17 protein-coding genes and 1 pseudogene are annotated in these 17,102 nt (G+C 71.4%); 10 read left to right on the plus strand and 8 right to left on the minus strand.

Annotated elements, in window-relative coordinates; translation table 11 throughout:
- The first annotated feature begins 83 nt into the window (after positions 1 to 83).
- From VFX14_15275 to VFX14_15295, 5 genes are all read left to right on the plus strand, one after another.
- Positions 84 to 971, plus strand: coding sequence for a class I SAM-dependent methyltransferase (locus VFX14_15275; protein HEU5191045.1), 888 nt, complete (start codon positions 84 to 86; stop codon positions 969 to 971).
- Between the two features lie 69 nt (positions 972 to 1,040).
- Entirely contained in the window at positions 1,041 to 1,916 is an 876-nt protein-coding gene (locus VFX14_15280; protein ID HEU5191046.1) for an amino acid ABC transporter substrate-binding protein, read from the plus strand.
- Positions 1,917 to 1,941: 25 nt separating this feature from the next.
- A complete protein-coding gene (locus tag VFX14_15285; GenBank protein ID HEU5191047.1) occupies positions 1,942 to 2,940 on the plus strand; it encodes an amidohydrolase family protein in 999 nt (332 codons plus the stop codon).
- Between the two features lie 103 nt (positions 2,941 to 3,043).
- Positions 3,044 to 3,388 (plus strand): cupredoxin domain-containing protein, encoded by a 345-nt coding sequence (locus VFX14_15290; protein ID HEU5191048.1) that lies wholly within the window; start codon positions 3,044 to 3,046, stop codon positions 3,386 to 3,388.
- Between the two features lie 6 nt (positions 3,389 to 3,394).
- On the plus strand, positions 3,395 to 4,243 hold the full coding sequence (locus VFX14_15295) for an FTR1 family protein (protein ID HEU5191049.1): 849 nt from the start codon (positions 3,395 to 3,397) through the stop codon (positions 4,241 to 4,243).
- Here VFX14_15295 and VFX14_15300 read toward each other — a convergent pair.
- Together VFX14_15300 and VFX14_15305 are read right to left on the minus strand one after the other, a co-directional pair.
- The gene (locus VFX14_15300; protein HEU5191050.1) at positions 4,212 to 4,448 is read right to left on the minus strand and encodes a hypothetical protein; all 237 of its coding nucleotides are present in this window, start codon (positions 4,446 to 4,448) and stop codon (positions 4,212 to 4,214) included. The genes VFX14_15295 and VFX14_15300 overlap by 32 nt on opposite strands.
- Positions 4,439 to 4,720 carry a hypothetical protein gene (locus VFX14_15305; protein HEU5191051.1) on the minus strand — a complete coding sequence of 94 codons (282 nt, stop codon included), beginning with the start codon at positions 4,718 to 4,720 and terminating at the stop codon, positions 4,439 to 4,441. The genes VFX14_15300 and VFX14_15305 overlap by 10 nt, the downstream gene beginning before the upstream one ends.
- A 66-nt stretch (positions 4,721 to 4,786) precedes the next feature.
- Here VFX14_15305 and VFX14_15310 point away from each other — a divergent pair, with 66 nt between their 5' ends.
- Complete coding sequence (locus VFX14_15310) at positions 4,787 to 5,740, plus strand: cation diffusion facilitator family transporter (GenBank protein HEU5191052.1); 954 nt, start codon at positions 4,787 to 4,789, stop codon at positions 5,738 to 5,740.
- An 84-nt stretch (positions 5,741 to 5,824) separates the two neighbouring features.
- On the opposite strand, the gene VFX14_15315 is transcribed toward VFX14_15310, so the two are convergent.
- Positions 5,825 to 7,078, minus strand: a complete 1,254-nt coding sequence (locus VFX14_15315; protein ID HEU5191053.1) for an MFS transporter — start codon at positions 7,076 to 7,078, stop codon at positions 5,825 to 5,827.
- Positions 7,079 to 7,195: 117 nt separating this feature from the next.
- Here VFX14_15315 and VFX14_15320 point away from each other — a divergent pair, with 117 nt between their 5' ends.
- Positions 7,196 to 8,389, plus strand: coding sequence for a DUF2817 domain-containing protein (locus tag VFX14_15320; protein ID HEU5191054.1), 1,194 nt, complete (start codon positions 7,196 to 7,198; stop codon positions 8,387 to 8,389).
- 33 nt (positions 8,390 to 8,422) lie between these two features.
- Here VFX14_15320 and VFX14_15325 read toward each other — a convergent pair whose 3' ends face one another.
- The gene (locus tag VFX14_15325) at positions 8,423 to 9,268 is read right to left on the minus strand and encodes a phytanoyl-CoA dioxygenase family protein (GenBank protein HEU5191055.1); all 846 of its coding nucleotides are present in this window, start codon (positions 9,266 to 9,268) and stop codon (positions 8,423 to 8,425) included.
- 87 nt (positions 9,269 to 9,355) lie between these two features.
- Between VFX14_15325 and VFX14_15330 the strand changes: the two genes are divergently transcribed.
- Genes VFX14_15330 through VFX14_15340 form a run of 3 tightly spaced genes read left to right on the plus strand, consistent with a single transcriptional unit; the run spans position 9,356 to position 12,400 of the window.
- The gene (locus tag VFX14_15330) at positions 9,356 to 10,240 is read left to right on the plus strand and encodes a branched-chain amino acid ABC transporter permease (protein HEU5191056.1); all 885 of its coding nucleotides are present in this window, start codon (positions 9,356 to 9,358) and stop codon (positions 10,238 to 10,240) included.
- 28 nt (positions 10,241 to 10,268) lie between these two features.
- Positions 10,269 to 11,159, plus strand: coding sequence for an LLM class F420-dependent oxidoreductase (locus VFX14_15335; GenBank protein HEU5191057.1), 891 nt, complete (start codon positions 10,269 to 10,271; stop codon positions 11,157 to 11,159).
- Entirely contained in the window at positions 11,153 to 12,400 is a 1,248-nt protein-coding gene (locus VFX14_15340; GenBank protein HEU5191058.1) for an amidohydrolase family protein, read from the plus strand. The genes VFX14_15335 and VFX14_15340 overlap by 7 nt, the downstream gene beginning before the upstream one ends.
- On the opposite strand, the gene VFX14_15345 is transcribed toward VFX14_15340, so the two are convergent.
- The 4 genes and pseudogenes from VFX14_15345 to VFX14_15360 form a co-directional block, all read right to left on the minus strand.
- Positions 12,387 to 13,169, minus strand: a complete 783-nt coding sequence (locus VFX14_15345) for a VOC family protein (protein HEU5191059.1) — start codon at positions 13,167 to 13,169, stop codon at positions 12,387 to 12,389. The two genes, VFX14_15340 and VFX14_15345, sit on opposite strands and share 14 nt — an antisense overlap.
- Positions 13,166 to 14,176, minus strand: a complete 1,011-nt coding sequence (locus tag VFX14_15350; protein HEU5191060.1) for an LLM class flavin-dependent oxidoreductase — start codon at positions 14,174 to 14,176, stop codon at positions 13,166 to 13,168. Before VFX14_15350 ends, VFX14_15345 begins: the two co-directional genes overlap by 4 nt.
- Positions 14,177 to 14,197: 21 nt before the next feature.
- Positions 14,198 to 16,168: pseudogene (locus tag VFX14_15355) on the minus strand (alkyl sulfatase dimerization domain-containing protein).
- 33 nt (positions 16,169 to 16,201) lie between these two features.
- Positions 16,202 to 17,056 (minus strand): alpha/beta hydrolase, encoded by an 855-nt coding sequence (locus VFX14_15360; protein HEU5191061.1) that lies wholly within the window; start codon positions 17,054 to 17,056, stop codon positions 16,202 to 16,204.
- Positions 17,057 to 17,102 lie beyond the last annotated feature (46 nt).

Consider the following 17,102-nt stretch of genomic DNA (forward strand, 5'->3'; position numbering starts at 1 on the left):
CTCCGTGGGGTTGACGAGTGCCGGCGCGGCGAGGATCGCGCGAGTCGTGCGCGTCGTCAAGGCGGCTATGGCACACTCCGCCCATGGCCGACGCGCTGGCCCCCGCCGCGGCGGACGCACTGGAGGCTTGGCGCCGCCGCGTGCGCGCCAATCGCGAGCAGGCCGAGCGGCTCCGCGAGGGCGCGCCGCCCCGCGATTTCTACGCCGCGGTGGCGTCCGACTTTCAGGCCGATCCCCGCCGTCCCGATGAGCCCGTCCTCGAGGTGCTGCACGCGCTCGTGGAGCCGGGCGAGACATGGCTGGACATCGGCGCGGGCGGCGGCCGCTACGCGCTGCCCCTCGCGCTTCACGCCGGGCGGGTGATCGCCATCGATCCGTCCCCGGGCATGCTCGGCGTGCTCCGGAACGGCATGTCCAACCACGGGATCGGCAACATCGAGGTCGTGGAGGCGCGCTGGCCGATGGCCGAGGCGCCGTCCGCCGACGTGGCGCTCATCGCGCATCTCGGCTACGACGTCGAGGACATCGGGTCGTTCCTGGAGGCGATGGAAGGGGCGGCCCGGCGGCTCTGCGTGGCCGTGCTGGTGACGCCCTCGCCGCCCTATCTGGCCGAGCCGTTCTGGCCACCCGTTCACGGCGAGCCGCGCGTCCGGCTCCCGTCGCTCACGGAGTTCCTGGTCGTGCTTCTGGCGCGCGGACGTCTGTTCGACATCCGCCTGCTGCCGCGAGAGCCTCTCGCGCACGCCACGCCGGAAGGGCCGCTGCCGTGGCTCTATCAGCAGCTCTTCGTGGGCCCGGACACCGCCAAGGGCCAACGGCTCGCCCGCCTTGCCCGCGACGCGATGCAGGAGCGGAGCGGGCGCTGGGCGCTGTCCTGGGAGCGAGGCTGGGTGGGGGTGGTCGCATGGCGGCCCCGTGGCCCGTCGCCCGACGGGCATTCGGTTGACCCACGCCGAAGCGGAAGCATATAGTCGGGCCGCCACTGAGGCGTGAGCGGCTCGCCGCGCGACTTCGAAACGTCTCGACCATGGGAGGCAGGAATGCGCATTGATCTGCTGCACACCGCCGCACGCACGCTGGTCCTCGCGCTGGCGCTGACCGTTGCCGCCGCCGTCCCGGCGCTGGCGCAGGACACTCTGGACCGCGTGAAGAAGACGGGCGTCCTCACCATCGGCTACCGCGACACCGCGCGGCCGTTTGCCTTCAAGGACGAGCAGGGCCAGCCGGCCGGCTACTCCGTCGATCTGTGCCGGCACATCGCCGCCGCGGTGCAGAAGAGCGTGGGTCTCGCGAAGCTGGACGTGCGCTTCGTCCCCGTGACCGCGGCCAACCGGGTGGAGTCCGTGGCGAAGGGCACGGTGGACATCGAATGCGGCTCGACCACCATGAGTCTGTCGCGCCAGGAGCAGGTGGACTTCACGTACATGACCTTCGTGGACGGCGGGAGCCTGCTCGTCGTGGACGGCCTCGGGATCCGGAACGTGGCCGACCTTCGGGGGAAGCGCGTGGCGGTGATTCCCGGCACGACCACCGCGCCCGCGCTGGACGCGGTCATGCAGCGAGCCCAGGTGCAAGCGACGATCGTGCCGGTGAAGACGCACGATGAGGGTCTGGCTGCGCTGGAGAAGGGGACCGCGGACGCCTACGCCTCGGATCGCACCATCCTCATCGGCGTGGGCCGCCGCGCCCAGAAGCCCGAGCGCTACGCCCTGTCCAGCGAGATGTTCTCGTACGAGCCCCACGGCTTCATGGTGCGGCGCAATGACTCGGCCTTCCGCCTCGTCGCCAATCGCACCCTCGCGGCGTTGTACCGGTCCGGCGACATCGTCGAGATCTACCGGAAGTGGTTCGGGGACATGGGGGCGCCGGGCTCGATCCTGCAGGTCATGTACCTGCTCCACGGGATCCCCGAGTAGGGGCGGCGCACGCGCGAGGGCCGCGATGCGCTCCATCGACATCCACGCGCACGTGGTGCCCCAGTCGCTTTGGCGCGCGGCCGATGCCGGCACGCCCTGGCACGGCTACCGTCACGAGCCGGGCAAGGGAGTTGGCGTCTTCGTGGGCGGTGGCAGGCGGCACGGCTTCGTAACGCCCAAGGTGCGCTTCACCCCCGAGCAGCGCATCGAGGACATGGACGCGCAGAAGGTCGACGTCCAGGTCCTGTCCATCCACACGCCCCTCTTTGGCTATCACCTGGACGGGGCGAGCGGGCAGGCGCTGGCCCGCGAGGTCAACGACGAGATCGCCGGCATGGTCCGCGGCTGGCCCCAGCGCTTCGCCGGCCTCGCGACGCTCCCCATGCAGGACGTGGGCGCCGCCATCGCCGAGCTCGAGCGGGCGGTGACCACGCTCGGCCTCAGGGGCGCCGAGCTCGACACCGCGGTCAACGGCGAGAACTGGGACGCGCCCAAGTTCCTGCCCTTCTTCAAGGCCGCGGAGGCGATGGGGGCGGTGCTCTTCTACCACCCGCAACCCTTCCACAACTTCATGACGGAGCGCGCGCCCCAGTACCGGCTCAACAATAGCCTCGGGGTGATCGTGGAGGACGCCATCGTCGTGGCCGTCCTCATCCTGGGTGGCATCCTCGAGGCCTGCCCCGCTCTCAGGATCTGCGTGGCCCACGGGGGCGGGCCCGCCTGCTACGCGATGGGCCGGCTGGATCGCGCCTGGCAGACGCGCTTCGAGGGGCCCCAGCGCATTCCCCAGCCGCCCAGCGCCTATCAGCGCCGTCTCTACTACGACAGCGTGGTGGGGAACGAGGCGGCGCTCCGCTTCCTGCTCGACCAGGTGGGCGCGGACCGCGTCGTGCTTGGCAGCGACTGGCCCTTCGTGCCCTGGCATCCCTCGCCCGTGACCTGGGTCCAGGGGCTCGCCTCCCTCACCGCCGAGGAGAAGGAGCGCATTCTCGGGCGGAACCTCGAGGCCCTCCTGGGGCTCTGACCTGCTGGGGGCTCTGACCCCCTCGGCCCGGGGCGCCGGGGCATTGACAGGCGCCCGTGATTTAGGTAACCCTGATGTCCTGGACAAGGGTGCCCCTAATATCATGAAAGTGCTCGCTGCCACGCTCGCCGCCGTCATGCTCCTCGCCGGCCTCGCCCTGGTCCCGTTGCCGGCCGGGGCCGCGGACCAGGAGATCCCGCTCACCATCGAGAAGAACCGCTTCGAGCCGGCCGAGATCAAGGTGAAGGCCGGCGCTCCGTTCGTGCTCGTCATCACCAACAAGGACACGTCCGCCGAGGAGTTCGAGAGCAAGGACCTGAAGATCGAGAAGGTGATCGCCGGAGGCAAGACCGTGAAGGTGAAGGTGCCCGCGCTCAAGGCCGGCACGTACAAGTTCGTGGGCGAGTACCACGAGGCGACCGCCCAGGGCCGGATCGTCGCGGAGTAGCGCCCGATGGGCGGCACCTTCCTCATCACGCTACGCGAGGCCCTCGAGGCGGCGCTGCTGCTGGGGCTCGTCTACACCTACCTCGACAAGATCGGCGCCCGGCAACACTTCGGGTGGGTGAGCCTCGGCGGCGCGCTCGGCCTCGCCGCCAGCATCGCGATGGGCGTGACGGTCGCGTACTTCTCCGGCCCGCTCGTCGATCTCGGGCCCGACGTCGTCGCGGCCGCCGTGATCTTCCTCGCCGTCATCTTGCTCACGTGGCATGCGTGGTGGATGCAGCGTCACGCGCGTGGCATCAGCGGGGAGGTCGAGCGGCGCATCGAAGGGGCGCGCCGCACGCAGCGGTTGTGGATGGTGGGACTGATCGCCTTCACCGGCGTGTTCCGCGAAGGCGCGGAGACCGTGATCTTTCTCTGGGGTCTCATGGCGGAGGCCACGTCGGCAGCCGGCTGGGGGAGCGTCGCCGCGGGCGTTGCCGGCGTCGGCTCGGCCGCGCTCCTCGGCTGGTTGATCTTCCGCGGCGGCCGGCGCCTGAGCCTGGCCCGGTTCTTCACCGTCACCACCGTGCTCTTGATCTTCCTCGCCGCCGGACTCTTCAGCACCGGCATCGGCCGGCTGCAGTCGCTCGGCGTGCTCCCGATGATGGCGCCCCTCTGGGACACGTCGTGGCTGCTGAGCGATTCGAGCGTGGTGGGCAGCTTCCTGGCGGGCCTTCTCGGCTACCGCGAGCGCCCGTCGCCCCTCGAGGCCGCCGGCTACGCGGCCTATCTCGTCGTGGTCGGCTGCGTGATCCTCGGCGGGGCGTGGCGCCGGCCCCAGCCGGCTACGGCCGTGCGCGCAGGCGCTTCACGCTGACGACCAGGAGCGCCACGAAGACCACCGCGAGCAGCGCCGCGCCGGCGCCGAACACCATCCGCCCCACGCGCTCGCTCGTCTGACCCGAGGCGAAGGTGCCGCTGGCCGTGAAGGTCCGCGGCCCCGGGCCGAAGGCCACCCAAGAGGCGACGGCGCCCAGCGCGCCGACGATGCCGAGCCCGAGCGTCATCTGCGTCACGCGCATCCACAGGGCGTCCCCGGCGGCAGGTCGCCGTCGGGCGTCGCCCCGCCGGCCAGCGCGTAGCCCACGATCATCGCGCCGCCGCCGAACACGAAGACGAGGCCGGCGCACGCGCCCACCCAGGGCGGCGCCTCGTGCGGCGGCGGCGTGCCGGTCACGAGGCCGAGGACGGAGAGCGCGATGAACCCACCGAAGGCGATGAGGCCGGCGCCGATCGCGATGGCGGCCCGTGGGGAGAGCGATGTCGCGTCGTCCGGCCTGCGGCTCCCGGTCACGCGGCGTATTTCAATTGAACTGCGGTGCCCAGGCAAGCGGGTCGGCCGCGGCGCATACTGATCTCGATGGAGAACGAGTCAAAGACAGCGGTGATCGCGGCGCTGGCCGGCAATGTCGCCCTGGCCGTGCTCAAGGGCGTGGCCGCGGCCTTCACGGGCAGCGCGGCGATGCTCGCGGAGACGTTCCACTCCCTCGCCGATACTGGCAATCAGGTGTTGCTCTTTCTCGGCATGCAGATCGGGCAGCGCCCCCCGGACCGGCGGCACCCCTTCGGCTACGGCAGAGCCGTGTACTTCTGGGGCTTCGTGGTGTCGGTGATGCTGTTCACCCTAGGGGGCGCGTTCTCGATCTGGGAGGGGGTGCGGAAGACGCTGCATCCGTTCGCCCACGAGGGCTCCGCCGCGTGGGCCTACGGTGTCCTGGCGGGCGGCTTCGTCTTCGAGGCAATCTCACTGGGCATCAGCCTCCACTCGCTGCGGAAGGCGAAGGGCCCGCGGACGCTGCGGCAGTACTGGATCGAGAGCCGCGACTCCACGCTGCCCACCGTCGTGCTGGAGGACACCGCGGCGATCCTCTCGCTGGGGTTCGCCGGCGCGGGCATCTGGCTGAGCCGGCAGACCGCCAATGCCTTCTGGGACGCGGGTGCGTCCGCGGCGATCGGCGTTCTCCTCGTCGGCGTCGCCGCGCTGCTCGCCGCCGAGAACTATTCCCTCCTCATCGGGGAACCCGCCCCGCGCCGCACCGAGACGGCGATCCGCCGGATCGTGGGAGAGGACGAGGCGGTGGAGCGACTAGTGGAGCTGCGGACCATGCACATCGGGCCGCATCAGATCGTGGTCGCGCTCGGAGTCCACTTCAAATCCGGTCTGTCCGTCACCGAGGTCGAGAAGGCGATCCGACGGATCGAGGATGCCATCACGGGGCTCCTCGGCGAGCGCACGAGTCCCGCCCTCATCACCGTGGAGCCGACGAGCCGGCCCGGCCTGTTGAGGAAGAATTATAGGTTCATAGATGACTAAAACCCGGCGCGTCGCGCACCAGCGCGCGCAGGACGCCTACGACCGCGGGCGCCGCATCGAGCGGGCCCGGCCGCGCCCGCTGGGCTAGCCCCAGGCCTGCTCGAGCGGCCGTCCCGGGCGCCGCAGGAGCCCGATCGCGATGCCGATGTTCAGGAGGTTCCACAGGATCCCGTTGACGAACGCCGTGTGGTACGAGCCGGTGAGATCGTAGATCGCGCCTGACATCCACCCGCCCAGGGCCATTCCGAATACCGTCGCGGTGATCACGATCGACACCCGCACGCCGGCCTCCTGAGGCGGATAGAACTCGCGCACGATCACCGCGTACGAGGGGACGAGGCCGCCCTGGAAGAGACCGAACAGGGCTGACAGCGTGTAGAGCGCGGGCAGATCGTCGAAGGGCAGGAAGAGGACGAGCGCCAGCGCCTGCAGGCTCGAGCTGGCGAGGAGCGTCCACCGGCCGCCGATCCGATCGCAGATCCACCCGGACGCGAGGCGGCTCACGATGCCGAAGCCCAGCATGAGCGACAGCATCTGGGCGCCGCGGGCCGCGCCGTGACCGAGGTCGGCACAGTAGGCCACGATGTGGACCTGAGGCATCGACATCGCCACGCAGCAGGACAAACCGGCGATGACCAGCACGGTCTGGAGCGCGCCGGCCGACATGTCGAGCGGCCGCGCGGCGCGAGCGCCGAGCGGCGCGCGGCCCGGCGTGCGCTCGACGAGCGGCGAGCGCGGGCGCAGCACGAGCGCGAGGGGCAGCATCGTGGCCACGCAGAACACGGCGATCCCCAGGAACGTGAGGCGCCAGCCCACCGTCTGGATGAAGTGCTGCACGACGGGCGGCCACACCGTGCCCGCGAGATAGCTGCCGCTCGCGATGATGGCCACCGCCTTGCCCCGGTTGCGTGTGAACCAGAGCGAGGTGTCGGCGATGATCGGCGCGAAGGTGGCCGAGCCGGCCACTCCAACCACCACGCCCTGCGTCAGCACGAACTGCCAGAGGTTCGTCGCCTGCCCGGCGAGCGCGTAGCCGATCCCGAGGGCGATGGTCCCGCCCATCACCGGCATGATGATGCCGTAGCGGTCGGACAGGCGCCCCATCACGATGCTGCCGATCCCGAAGCAGATCATGGTCACGGTGTAAGGGAGCGAGGCCGCGGAGCGCGCGACGCCGAACTCGGCCTGGATGGCGGGCAGGGCGACGATCACCGACCACATGCCCACGCCGCCGATGCCGGACAGGACGAGCGCGGCGGCGAGCCGGGTCCACGCGTAGGCGGACTCCTGGGAGGGTGATGCGGACGGGCCGCGGCGGCGGAGCTGGGTGGAGGGCATGAGGGCCGACACTAGTATCCGGGAGGCGCGCACGTTTGTGGCCAGCCAATTCCCGTCCTTTTTGGGTACGCATTGGGAGCGGGCTCGCGCACCGACGATGGTAGAGTATTCGCGTCGATGCGCTGGCTCGTTCGCCATCCCTGGCTCGGCCTGCTCGGGCTCGCGGCGACGCTCGGCGTCGGCGCGGGTGCGGCCTTCTGGATCGTGGTCGGGCCGCCGCCCGGCTGGGAGCGCCGCACCCCGGTGTCGCCGGAGACGGCGCGCTACTTCTCGCCCGACTACCTCACCGCCCGGGCACGATTTCGCGCGAAGGTGGAGGCCGCCCACGGCCGGCTGGCGCAGATCCCCATCGATGCGCGCGGCCCCGCCGGCGAGGCGCTCACGATCGACATCGGCTGGTTCGGCGCCGCGCGGCCCCGCCGGGCGCTGCTACACTCCTCCGGCATCCACGGCGTGGAGGGCTTCGCGGGCTCGGCGATACAATTGCAGCTCCTCGACGCCATGCCGCGGCTCGATGCCGATAGCGCGATCGTCCTCGTCCACCTCCTCAATCCGTACGGGGTGGCCTGGCTCCGCCGCGCCAACGAGGACAACGTTGACCTCAACCGGAACTTCCTCGGACCCGACGAGGCGTACAGCGGCGCGCCCGCGGGCTACGGCGCGCTCGACTTCCTGCTCAATCCGCCGAGCCCGCCCGGCTGGGACTTCTTCTACGCGCGCGCCGTCGGGCAGGTGGCACGGCACGGCATGACCGCCCTCAAGCAGGCGGTCGCCAACGGGCAGTACGACTACGCCAAGGGGCTCTTCTTCGGTGGCAAGCACCTGGAGCAGGGGCCCGACCGCTACCAGGCTTTCCTGCGCGAGCGCCTGTCCGGCGCCGCACGCGTCATCGCCGTCGACGTTCACACCGGCGTGGGCGAGTATGGCGAGGAGCTACTGCTCGCCGAGGAGGAGGAGTTCAAGGCGGCCCGGCGAGTCTTCGGCGCGCGCGTGACCCTCGCCGACGCGGATCGCGGGGCGGCCTATCGGATCCGTGGCGGCTACGAGAAGATGCTCGCCCGCATCTTCCCGGGCAGCGACCTGCACTTCGTGGCCGAGGAGTTCGGGACGTATCGCCCCATCCACATCGTGCGGGCGCTGCGGGAGGAGAACCGCTGGCATCATTGGGGCGGTGGCGCGCCGACCCATCCCGCCAAGCTGGCGCTGCGCGAGGCGTTCTCACCGGAGGACGAGGTCTGGCGGCGGGCCGTGCTCGCGCGTGGCCAGTCGCTGGTGAGCGAAGCGGTGAAGGCGCTCCGCGGCGGCGGCTAGGGGAGGCGCGCCTCGGGGACCCCGCCGGCCCGGCTACGTCGCAGGCCGGGTGCCGCCGTAGGCCTCGCTGGGGCCGATGACGCTGTCCTCGAAGATGAGATTCGCGCGCTTCTCGGTGATCCGGCCCCAGTTGGCGAGCGCGGTGGGACTCCACTCGGCATCGGGGCGCGGCTCGTCGTCGAAGTTCCCGTAGGTGTCGACGCCCCGCACCAGCATGGTGGACTGGCGTGTGCGCGGCGGCTTGGCCCAGGTCGGGTGCATCTCGATCAGCAGGAGGAAGCGACGATCGGGGCCAGCGTTGACGCCGGAGCTGTGGATCAGCGAATTGTCGAACAGCACCACCTCGCCGGGCTGCAGCGGAAAGTCGACGGCCTTGTCCTCGTCGAAAGGATCGGTGATGAACTGCCCCCGCGCGAGGATGCTCTTCGGGTCCGCGCTCTCCCCGTGGGTGAGAATGCCGCCCTTGTGCGAGCCGGGGATGCCGCGGAGGCAGCCCTGCGTCACTCCGCAGCTCGACAGGGCGAGCCCGGCCAGCACCACGGGCAGCGCGGCGCCGTACGCCGAGTCCTGGTGCCAGCCCGCGAAGGTCTCATGATCGGCCTTCTTCACCCGCCACGCCATGCTCCAGCACCGGAGATTGGGTCCGATCAGGTCCTCGAAGATGTCGAGGAGGTGCGGATCCTCCGCGATCTCGAGCACCCACGGGCAGAGCAGATGCGACTTGGTCTTCATCTTCTTGATGTCGGGCACCCGCGCCTCCAGCGCCTCGAACTTCTCCCGATAGTGGCGTGCACGCTCGGCGCTCATGGCCCTGATCGGGAAGAGATAGCCGTCACGCTCGTACGCGCGCACCTGCGCTTCGGTCAGGACCTTCGGCATGGCGATGCCCTCCTGCGCAGCATGCTGCCCCGTCGCCGACGCGGCGTCAAGGGTGGTCCGGCCATGCGCCGGTGGTAGGCTCATCCCGTGCGCTTTCTCGTGTCGCTGGTGCTCGACGGAATCCTTGCCGGCGCGGTCTACGCCTTGATCGCGCTCGCCTTCGTGGTCGTCTACAAGGCCTCGCGCATGATCAACTTTGCGCTGGGGGAGTGGGTGATGTACGGGTCGCGCCTGGCCGCGGCGGGCACACACGGTGCCGGCCTCGGGGTGACCGCCGCGCTCGGCGTCGCCGGGGCCGCCATGGTCGTCTTCGCGCTGGGCTTCAACCGCGTCGTCCTGCGCCGGCTGGTGGGGCAGCCCTTGATCGCCGTGATCATGGTGACGCTGGGGCTCGGCGCGCTCATGCGCGGCGCCGCGCCCTTTCTGTTCGCGGGCGTGCCCGGACGGCTCACCCTCCCGATCCCCGAGGAGCCGCTCGTCGTGCTCGAGGTCGCGGTCCCGATCAGCCGCCTCGTCGCGCTCGGCGTGGCGATCGTCGCCATCGTGGCGGTGGCCGCGTTCTTCCGGTGGACGCGGACCGGCGTGGCCCTCCGCGCCCTCGCCGACGATCAGGAGGTCGCCCTCTCCGTCGGCATCGACGTGAACCGCCACCTCGCGATCACCTGGGGCCTGGTGGGCGTTCTGGCCGTGCTGGCGGGCACGCTCTGGGCCCTCATCGCGGGCGTAGGATTCGGCGTGGCGCTGCTGGGACTCAAGGTGTTCCCCATCGTGGTGATCGGGGGACTCGACAGCATTCCCGGCAGCATCGTGGGCGCCATCCTCGTGGGGGTGCTCGAGAGCCTCACCGCGGGGTACGTCGATCCGCTCGTGGGCGCGGGCTTCAGCAGCGTGGCGCCCTACGTGCTCTTGCTCGGCGTGCTCTTCGTCCGGCCGTATGGGATATTGGGCCGGCCGGACGCGCGACGCGTCTAGCGCACCCCATGGCGGAGCACGGCACGCGGTGAAGATCGGCACGGTATTCCCCCACGCGGACATCGGCTCGGATCCCGCGGCCATCCGCGACTTCGCCCAGGCGGTGGAAGCGGCGGGGTTCGACTATCTGATCGCCTACGATCACGTGACCGGCGCGCATCCCGACCGCTTCGCGAACGTGACTATCCCCGGTTTCGCGGGGCCCCCGTACGTCCACGACAGCCCCTTCCATGAGATCTTCACGCTCTTCGCCTACCTCGCCGGGCTCACCCGCCGCATCGAGCTGGTGACGAGTGTGCTCGTACTGCCGCAGCGCCAGACCGCGCTGGTCGCGAAGCAGGCAGCCGAGGTCGATCTGCTGAGCGGGGGCCGGCTGCGGCTGGTGGTGGGCGTCGGCTGGAACTTCGCCGAGTACGGCTCGCTGGGGGCGGACTTCGGCAGTCGTGGCCGGCGCCTCGAGGAGCAGCTCGTGGTGCTGCGCCGGCTCTGGAGCGAGCCGCTCGTGTCCTTCGAGGGCCGCTTCCACCTGCTGGACCGGATCGCGATCGCTCCGCGGCCGGCGCGCCCCCTGCCGATCTGGATCGGCGGCGGCGTGGGGGACGTGCTGTTGCGCCGTCTCGCCCGCCACGCCAACGGCTGGATGCCGCTGCTGCCGCCCGCCGAGGATCCCGAGGCGGCGGTGGCGCGGTTGCGCGCGGTGCTCAAGGAAGAGGGCCGCGACCCCGCCGTGTTCGGTCTGGACGCGCGCATCCGGGCCGCGGGGGAGCCCGCGGACTGGGTGCGCGCGGCGCGCCGCTGGCAGGCCCTCGGCGCCACGCATCTCTGCCTGAACAGCGTGGTCAAGGGCACGCCGCCGAGGGCGCAGCTCGATACGGCGATCCGCATGAAGCACGTCATCACGGACGCGATCGGGTGCTGAGCCGTCGCGCCTTCCTCGCGGGCGCGGCCGCGGGGCTCGGCATCACGACCGGCGCCCGCGCGTCCACCGTGGACGCCCTGCCGCTCATCGACGACGGCCTCCGCAATCCTTGCCTGGACAGCCGGCTGCCCGAGCACCTCGCGCGCCACGAGATCGTCCAGGCGGCCTGGGAGGGCGTGGACCCCGCGCGCGTGTGGGATGTGCACGTGCACCTCGTGGGCACCGGCGATTCCGGCGAAGGCCCGTGGCTGCCGCCCGAGGCGGAGAGCCTGTGGCATCCATCGTCGTACTTCCGACGCATGGCCCTCATGAACGCGGCCTGCGTCGACCCGAAGGCGGCGGACCGGAGCTATGTCGAGCGCCTGCACGCGCTGATCGACGCGTTCCCGACCGGCGCTCGCTGCGTGCTCCTCGCCTTCGACTATCACCGCGACGCGGAAGGGCGCCCCGAGCCGTCGCGCTCGACCTTCTACACGTCCGACGCCTACGCGGCGGCCGTCGCCCAGCGCTTCCCCCGGCGCTTCGAGTGGGCCGCGAGTATCCATCCCTACCGGCCGGACGCGCTGGAGGCGCTGGAGACTGCGCGCCGGCGGGGCGCGCGCGCCGTCAAGTGGCTGCCGAACGCGATGGGGATGGATCCGGCGTCCGCGCGCTGCGATGCGTTCTACGCCGCGCTCGCGCGGACCGGTGTGCCGCTCCTCTCCCACGCGGGTGCGGAGGGCACGGTGGACGCGTGGGGGGACGGGCAGGACCTCGGCAACCCGCTACGGCTCCGCCGAGCCCTGGATCACGGCGTGCGCGTGATCGTCGCCCACTGCGCCACGTTCGGAAAGGGCGTCGACCTCGACGTGGGGCCGAAGGGGCCGAAGGTGCCCAATTTCGACCTGTTCGCGCGGTTGATGGGCGAGGCGCGCTACGCGCGCCTCCTGCACGGCGACATCTCCGCCACCGTCCAGCGCAATCGGAAGCGCTATCTGCCCGCCCTGCTGGCGCACGGGGACTGGCATCCCCGGCTCCTCTGGGGGTCGGACTATCCGCTGCCCGGCGTGCTGCCGGTCATCTACGTGGACGCCATCGCCGACCTGGGGCTCATCGATCCCGCGGAGGTGCCGGTGATCGTGGAGATTCGGCGACACAACCCGCTGCTGTTCGACTTCGTGCTGAAGCGACGGCTCGCCGCCAAGGGGCAGCGCTTCGCGGCGACGGTGTTCGAGACGCGCGACTACTTCACGCCGGTGTGAAGACGAGCCGCGCGCCGCCGGTGCGCAGGGGATCGAGCGGCCCGACGCGTCCCGCCCGCGAGCGCAGGGTCGCGTCGAACGGCGACGCCCCGTGGCGTGTCACCCAGCGCTCGATGGGGCCGCCGGCCAGCCGCGGGCCCAGAACCTCCACCGCGTTGGGCCCGATGGCGAAGCGGATCCCGTTGCCGCCGAGCTCCGCGTTGACGACGTCCTCGCCCGGCTGCTTCAGCACTTCGGCGTACCAGTGGCGCACCGCGGGCAGCTCGGCGGACGTCGTGGCGATGCGGAGCCGCGCGATGCCGGTGACGTCGTTCGCATGACGGGTCTCGCGGGGCACGCGCTCCGCGCGCGGAGTCTCATCCTTGATGAGAAAGGGGGCTACCCCCTGGTGCCGGGCGCGGACGAGCGAGACCCTCCAGGCCACACGGTAGCCGTCGGGGCGCTCGCGCGACTGCGGGACCGCGTCGACGATCTCCACGCCGGCGGCGCGCAGGGCGCGCGTGTCCGCCATCAGGTCGTCGGTCCGCAGGCAATAGTCGACGAGGCCGCCGCCGTCCTGGAGCGCGGCCCACCAGGGATGGTCCCGGCTGTCCCGATAGAACGAGACCAGCTCGAGGTAGGCGCCGTCCTCGAAGGCGATGAGGGCATTGTGCGTGCCGATGGGGTGCCGGCCGCCCGGCACCACCGTGAAGCCCAGCTCGCGATAGGCGGTGGCCGCCTTCTCGAGCTCCGGTACCGCGATGACGAGATGGTCGATGCCGGAGATCATCGACCGGAGAGCGCGGGCGCCACCTCGCCGAGGAACCGCTTGAGCTGGCCGCGCTGATCCCACGACGTGAGCCGTAGCGCGATGTGGCTCAGCCCCGCCTCGGCGTACGCGCGCAGCTCGGCGATGCACTGCGCGGGGCTGCCCGCCACCGTCCAGCCCTCCACGAAGGCGGGCGTGAACTTGCTCGTGTAATAGGCGTCGAGGAAGGCCTTGCTCTCCGCGAGCGCCGCCTGCCGGTCCTCGTTGATGTGGATGTTGTGGTAGAGCGCGCCGCCGAGCCGCGCGGGATCGCGTCCCTCCTCGCGGGCCATCGCCGCGATGCGCGCCCACTGCTCGCGGAACTGGGCGGGGCTCACCTTGTTGGTCATCCAGCCGTCGGCATAGCGGGCGACCCGGCGGAAGCTTCGCTCGACGACGGAGTCCTCGGCGCTCGCGCCGCCCTTCCAGGTGAGGCCGGTGGGATTGCTCGCGATCCAGATCGGGTGGGGCTGCTGGACGGGAGCGGGCTCGATGGTCACGCCGTCGAACTGATAGAAGCGCCCGTGATGCGCGGCCTTCTTCTCGCCGAAGAGCCGCCGCAGGATCGTGATGCCCTCCTCCATGCGGGCCACCCGCTCGGCGGCGCGGATGCCCATCACCTGGTGCTCGAGCGCCTGGGCCGGGCTCTGCTCGTCGGGGCCGCCGAGGCAGACGACCAGCCACGCGCGGCCGCCGGAGATCACGTCGAGGCTCGCCCATTGCTGGGCGAAGAGGACGGGATGACGGTGCACGAACGTAGCCAGGCAGCCCACGCCCAGGCGCACGCGCGACGTCACCGCGGCCAGCGCCGACAAGAGGGTGACCGCCTCGAGCCGCGGCTTGGCGAGCAGGCTGTCGCCCACCCACACGGTGTCGAAGGCGCCGGATGCCTCCGCCTCCACCGTCAGCTCGAGCAGCTCGCGGGACTTGATCGCGCCCAGCACCACCGCGCGATTGGGCAGGGTCAAACCGAACGTCGTCGCGGGCATGGGAGCCTCCCGAAGCAAACCCTAGGGACGCGGCACGGTGGAGTCAAGCGGCGCGCCACGCCCGTCGCGCGGCGGCTCCACCACAGGGAACATCATGCGGAAGTCGTCGAGCAGCCCGAACAGGGTGGCGAGCGCGTCGCCGTCGCCCTGGAGGCGGAGCGCGCCGGCGCCCTTGGCCTCGGCCGGCGTCGTCTCGCGGAGAGCGAGGCGGTCGAGCGTGGTGCGCGAAAGGGTGACGGTGGCGTGCGGCCGCGGGTGTTGCCGGTCCGCGCGATAGGTCAGGGCGCCGTTCGAGAGGGTGAGGGCATAGCGCTCCCCGGTGTCCTCCACGATCCAGTTCAGCGTCAGGGCCACGCCGGCCGCGCGCTCGCCGTCGACGCGCACCGCGAGATAGTCGAAGAAGAGGTCGAGGGGCATCGCGCGCACCACGTCGGGGCTCACCGGCGCCCGCGCGGCGAGATCGGGCGTCCCGCCCCGCAGCTCGCGCGCCCCCAGGAGATACGCGTTTCGCCACGTCGCCGACTCCGCCTGGTAGCCGAGCTGCTCGAGGGCGTCCGCGCCGAGGGCCCGGGCCTCCCCGTCGCCGGGATCCGCGAACACGAGATGGCTCATCGCCTCCGCCACGAAGCGGTACTCGCCCCGCGCGAAGTCCTCGCGGCCCCGCCGGCGCGCCGCCTCCGCCCCGCCCATGTACTCGACGTACTTGCGCGCCCGCTCCACCGCGGGCAGGGGCTGCAGGTGGGCGGGGTTGGCGTCGTACCAGCCGAGGTAGCGCTGGTACACCGCCTTGGCGTTGTGGCTGAGCGTTCCATAGTAGCCGCGCGCGTGCCACGCGCCGGCCAGCCCGGGGGGCAGGGCGAGGCGCTCGGCGATCTCGGCGGGGCGGAGGCCGTGGTTCATGAGGCGCGCGGCCTGGTCGTGCAGGTACTTGTAGAGGTCGCGCTGCTTGGCGAGGAAGTCGCGCACCCGGTCGCCGTCCCACACCGGCCAGTGGTGCTGGGCGAAGACCACGTCGGCGTCGCCGCCGAAGCGGTCCAGCGCGGCGTCGAGATACTTCGCCCAGCCGTTGGCGTCCCGCACCTGCGCGCCGCGGATGGGGTAGGTGTTGTGCAGGTTGTGGGTGGCGTTCTCGGCGAGGTTCAGCGCGCGCCGCTCCGGATAGAACATGTGCATCTCGGCCGGCGCCTCGGTCTCCGGGGCCAGCTGGAACACGATCTCCACGCCGTCGATCCGGTGCGTCTCGAATGGCCGCGCGATCGTCACCGTCGGCGGGATCAGTGTCACGGTGCCCCGGGACGTTACCTTGCCGAGCCCCGCGTCCACCTGGCCACGCGGGCCTTTGGGCAGGGTGGCGCCGAACTGGAACTGGGCGCGCCGCACCATCGGCGTGCCGGCGATCACCGCCTCCGAAACGACCTCGACCATGAAGCGGTCGGGCGCGAGCACGGGCACGCGGCCCGCGCGCACGTCAGCCTCCTCGACGACGCCGCGCACCCCGCCGTAGTGGTCCGTGTGGCTGTGCGTGTAGATGACGGCGGTGACCGGCCGTCGCCCGCGATGCGCGAAGTACAGATCGAGCCCGGCGCGTGCCGTCTCGGTGGAGATGAGGGGATCGATGACGATGACGCCGCGCTCACCCTCGAGCAGCGTCATGTTCGAGATGTCGAAGCCGCGGATCTGATAGATGCCGTCGGCGACGTGGAAGAGCCCGCTGTGGAGGTTCAAGCGCGCCTGCCGCCAGAGGCTGGGATTCACGGTCGGCGGCGCCTCCTCCGCGGCGAGGAAGGCGTACTCGCGCAGGCTCCACACCACGCGCCCCTGCGCGTTCGTGATCTCGACGTCGGGGAGGGTGGCGACGAAGCCGCGTGCCGCGTCCGCGAAATCGCCGCGATCGGCGAAGGGCAGCGTGTCCAGGACGGCGCGGTTGCGCGCCGTCGTGTGAGGGGTCGCGTCGCGCGGCTCGGCGGAGGAGCGCGGCGCGTTGGCGATCACGCCGCGCTCCCCATGCCCGCCGGAGTCACGCGCTCAGCCGAGCTGCTTGTGGACGAACTCGACGATGCGGGCCACGGCCCTCGCGGCCGCGGGCGAGCCGGGATTGCGGTTCACGAAGCCCTCGGCCTCACCCTCATACAGCTCGAGCTCGACCTGGCCGCCCGCCTTGCGATACCCCGCGACGAAGCGGTCGAGGTCGGGGCGCGGGTGCGCCACGTCCTTCGTGCCCTGGATGTAGAGGGCGGGCGGTGTCTCCACCGTCTCGCCGCGCTCGAGGGCGAGCACGGGATTGGCCTCCGCCATGGCGGCCTCGCCCGGCCAGTAGAGATCGTGCAGCGGAAGCACGCGGTCCACCACCTCGGGGTAGGGCGGCCCGCCCGCCTTGAGCTTCTTGGCGTAGTGATAGCGCGCGAGCGGATCGATCACCGGCCAGCACAGCACCACGCACCGGAGCCGCGCGTCCACCGCGGGCGAGCCCGCCGGCAGCGCCTGGGCGGCGTAACGCCGGTCGGTGGGGCGCATGCCGAGCAACATGGCCTGATGGCCTCCGCTCGAGATGCCGATGGCGCCCACGCGGTCGGCGCGGCCGCGGAGCCGACCCGCCTGCGTCTTGAGCCAGCGGATGGCGTAGTGGATGTCGACGAGGGACGCGGGATAGCCCCCGTCGGGAGGCATGCGGAAGTCGAGGGCGGCCACGATGACGCCGCTCTTCGCCAGGGGCTCGTTCATCGCCACGTCATTGGTGCGGTTGCCGTTGCACCACGCACCCCCGTGGAGATCCACCATCATCGGAAAGGGGCCCTCCCCCTTGGGGCGGAACAGGCGCGCGAGGAGCGGCTTGTCGCCGTGGCGGAGATACTCGACGTCGTCGACGGTGATCTCGTGCATGTCGGGGGCTCCTGTGGGGTAGGAGGGCTCGGCCTCGATCGACCGT

This window comes from Candidatus Methylomirabilota bacterium, assembly GCA_035764725.1.
Taxonomy (GTDB): domain Bacteria; phylum Methylomirabilota; class Methylomirabilia; order Rokubacteriales; family CSP1-6; genus DASRWT01.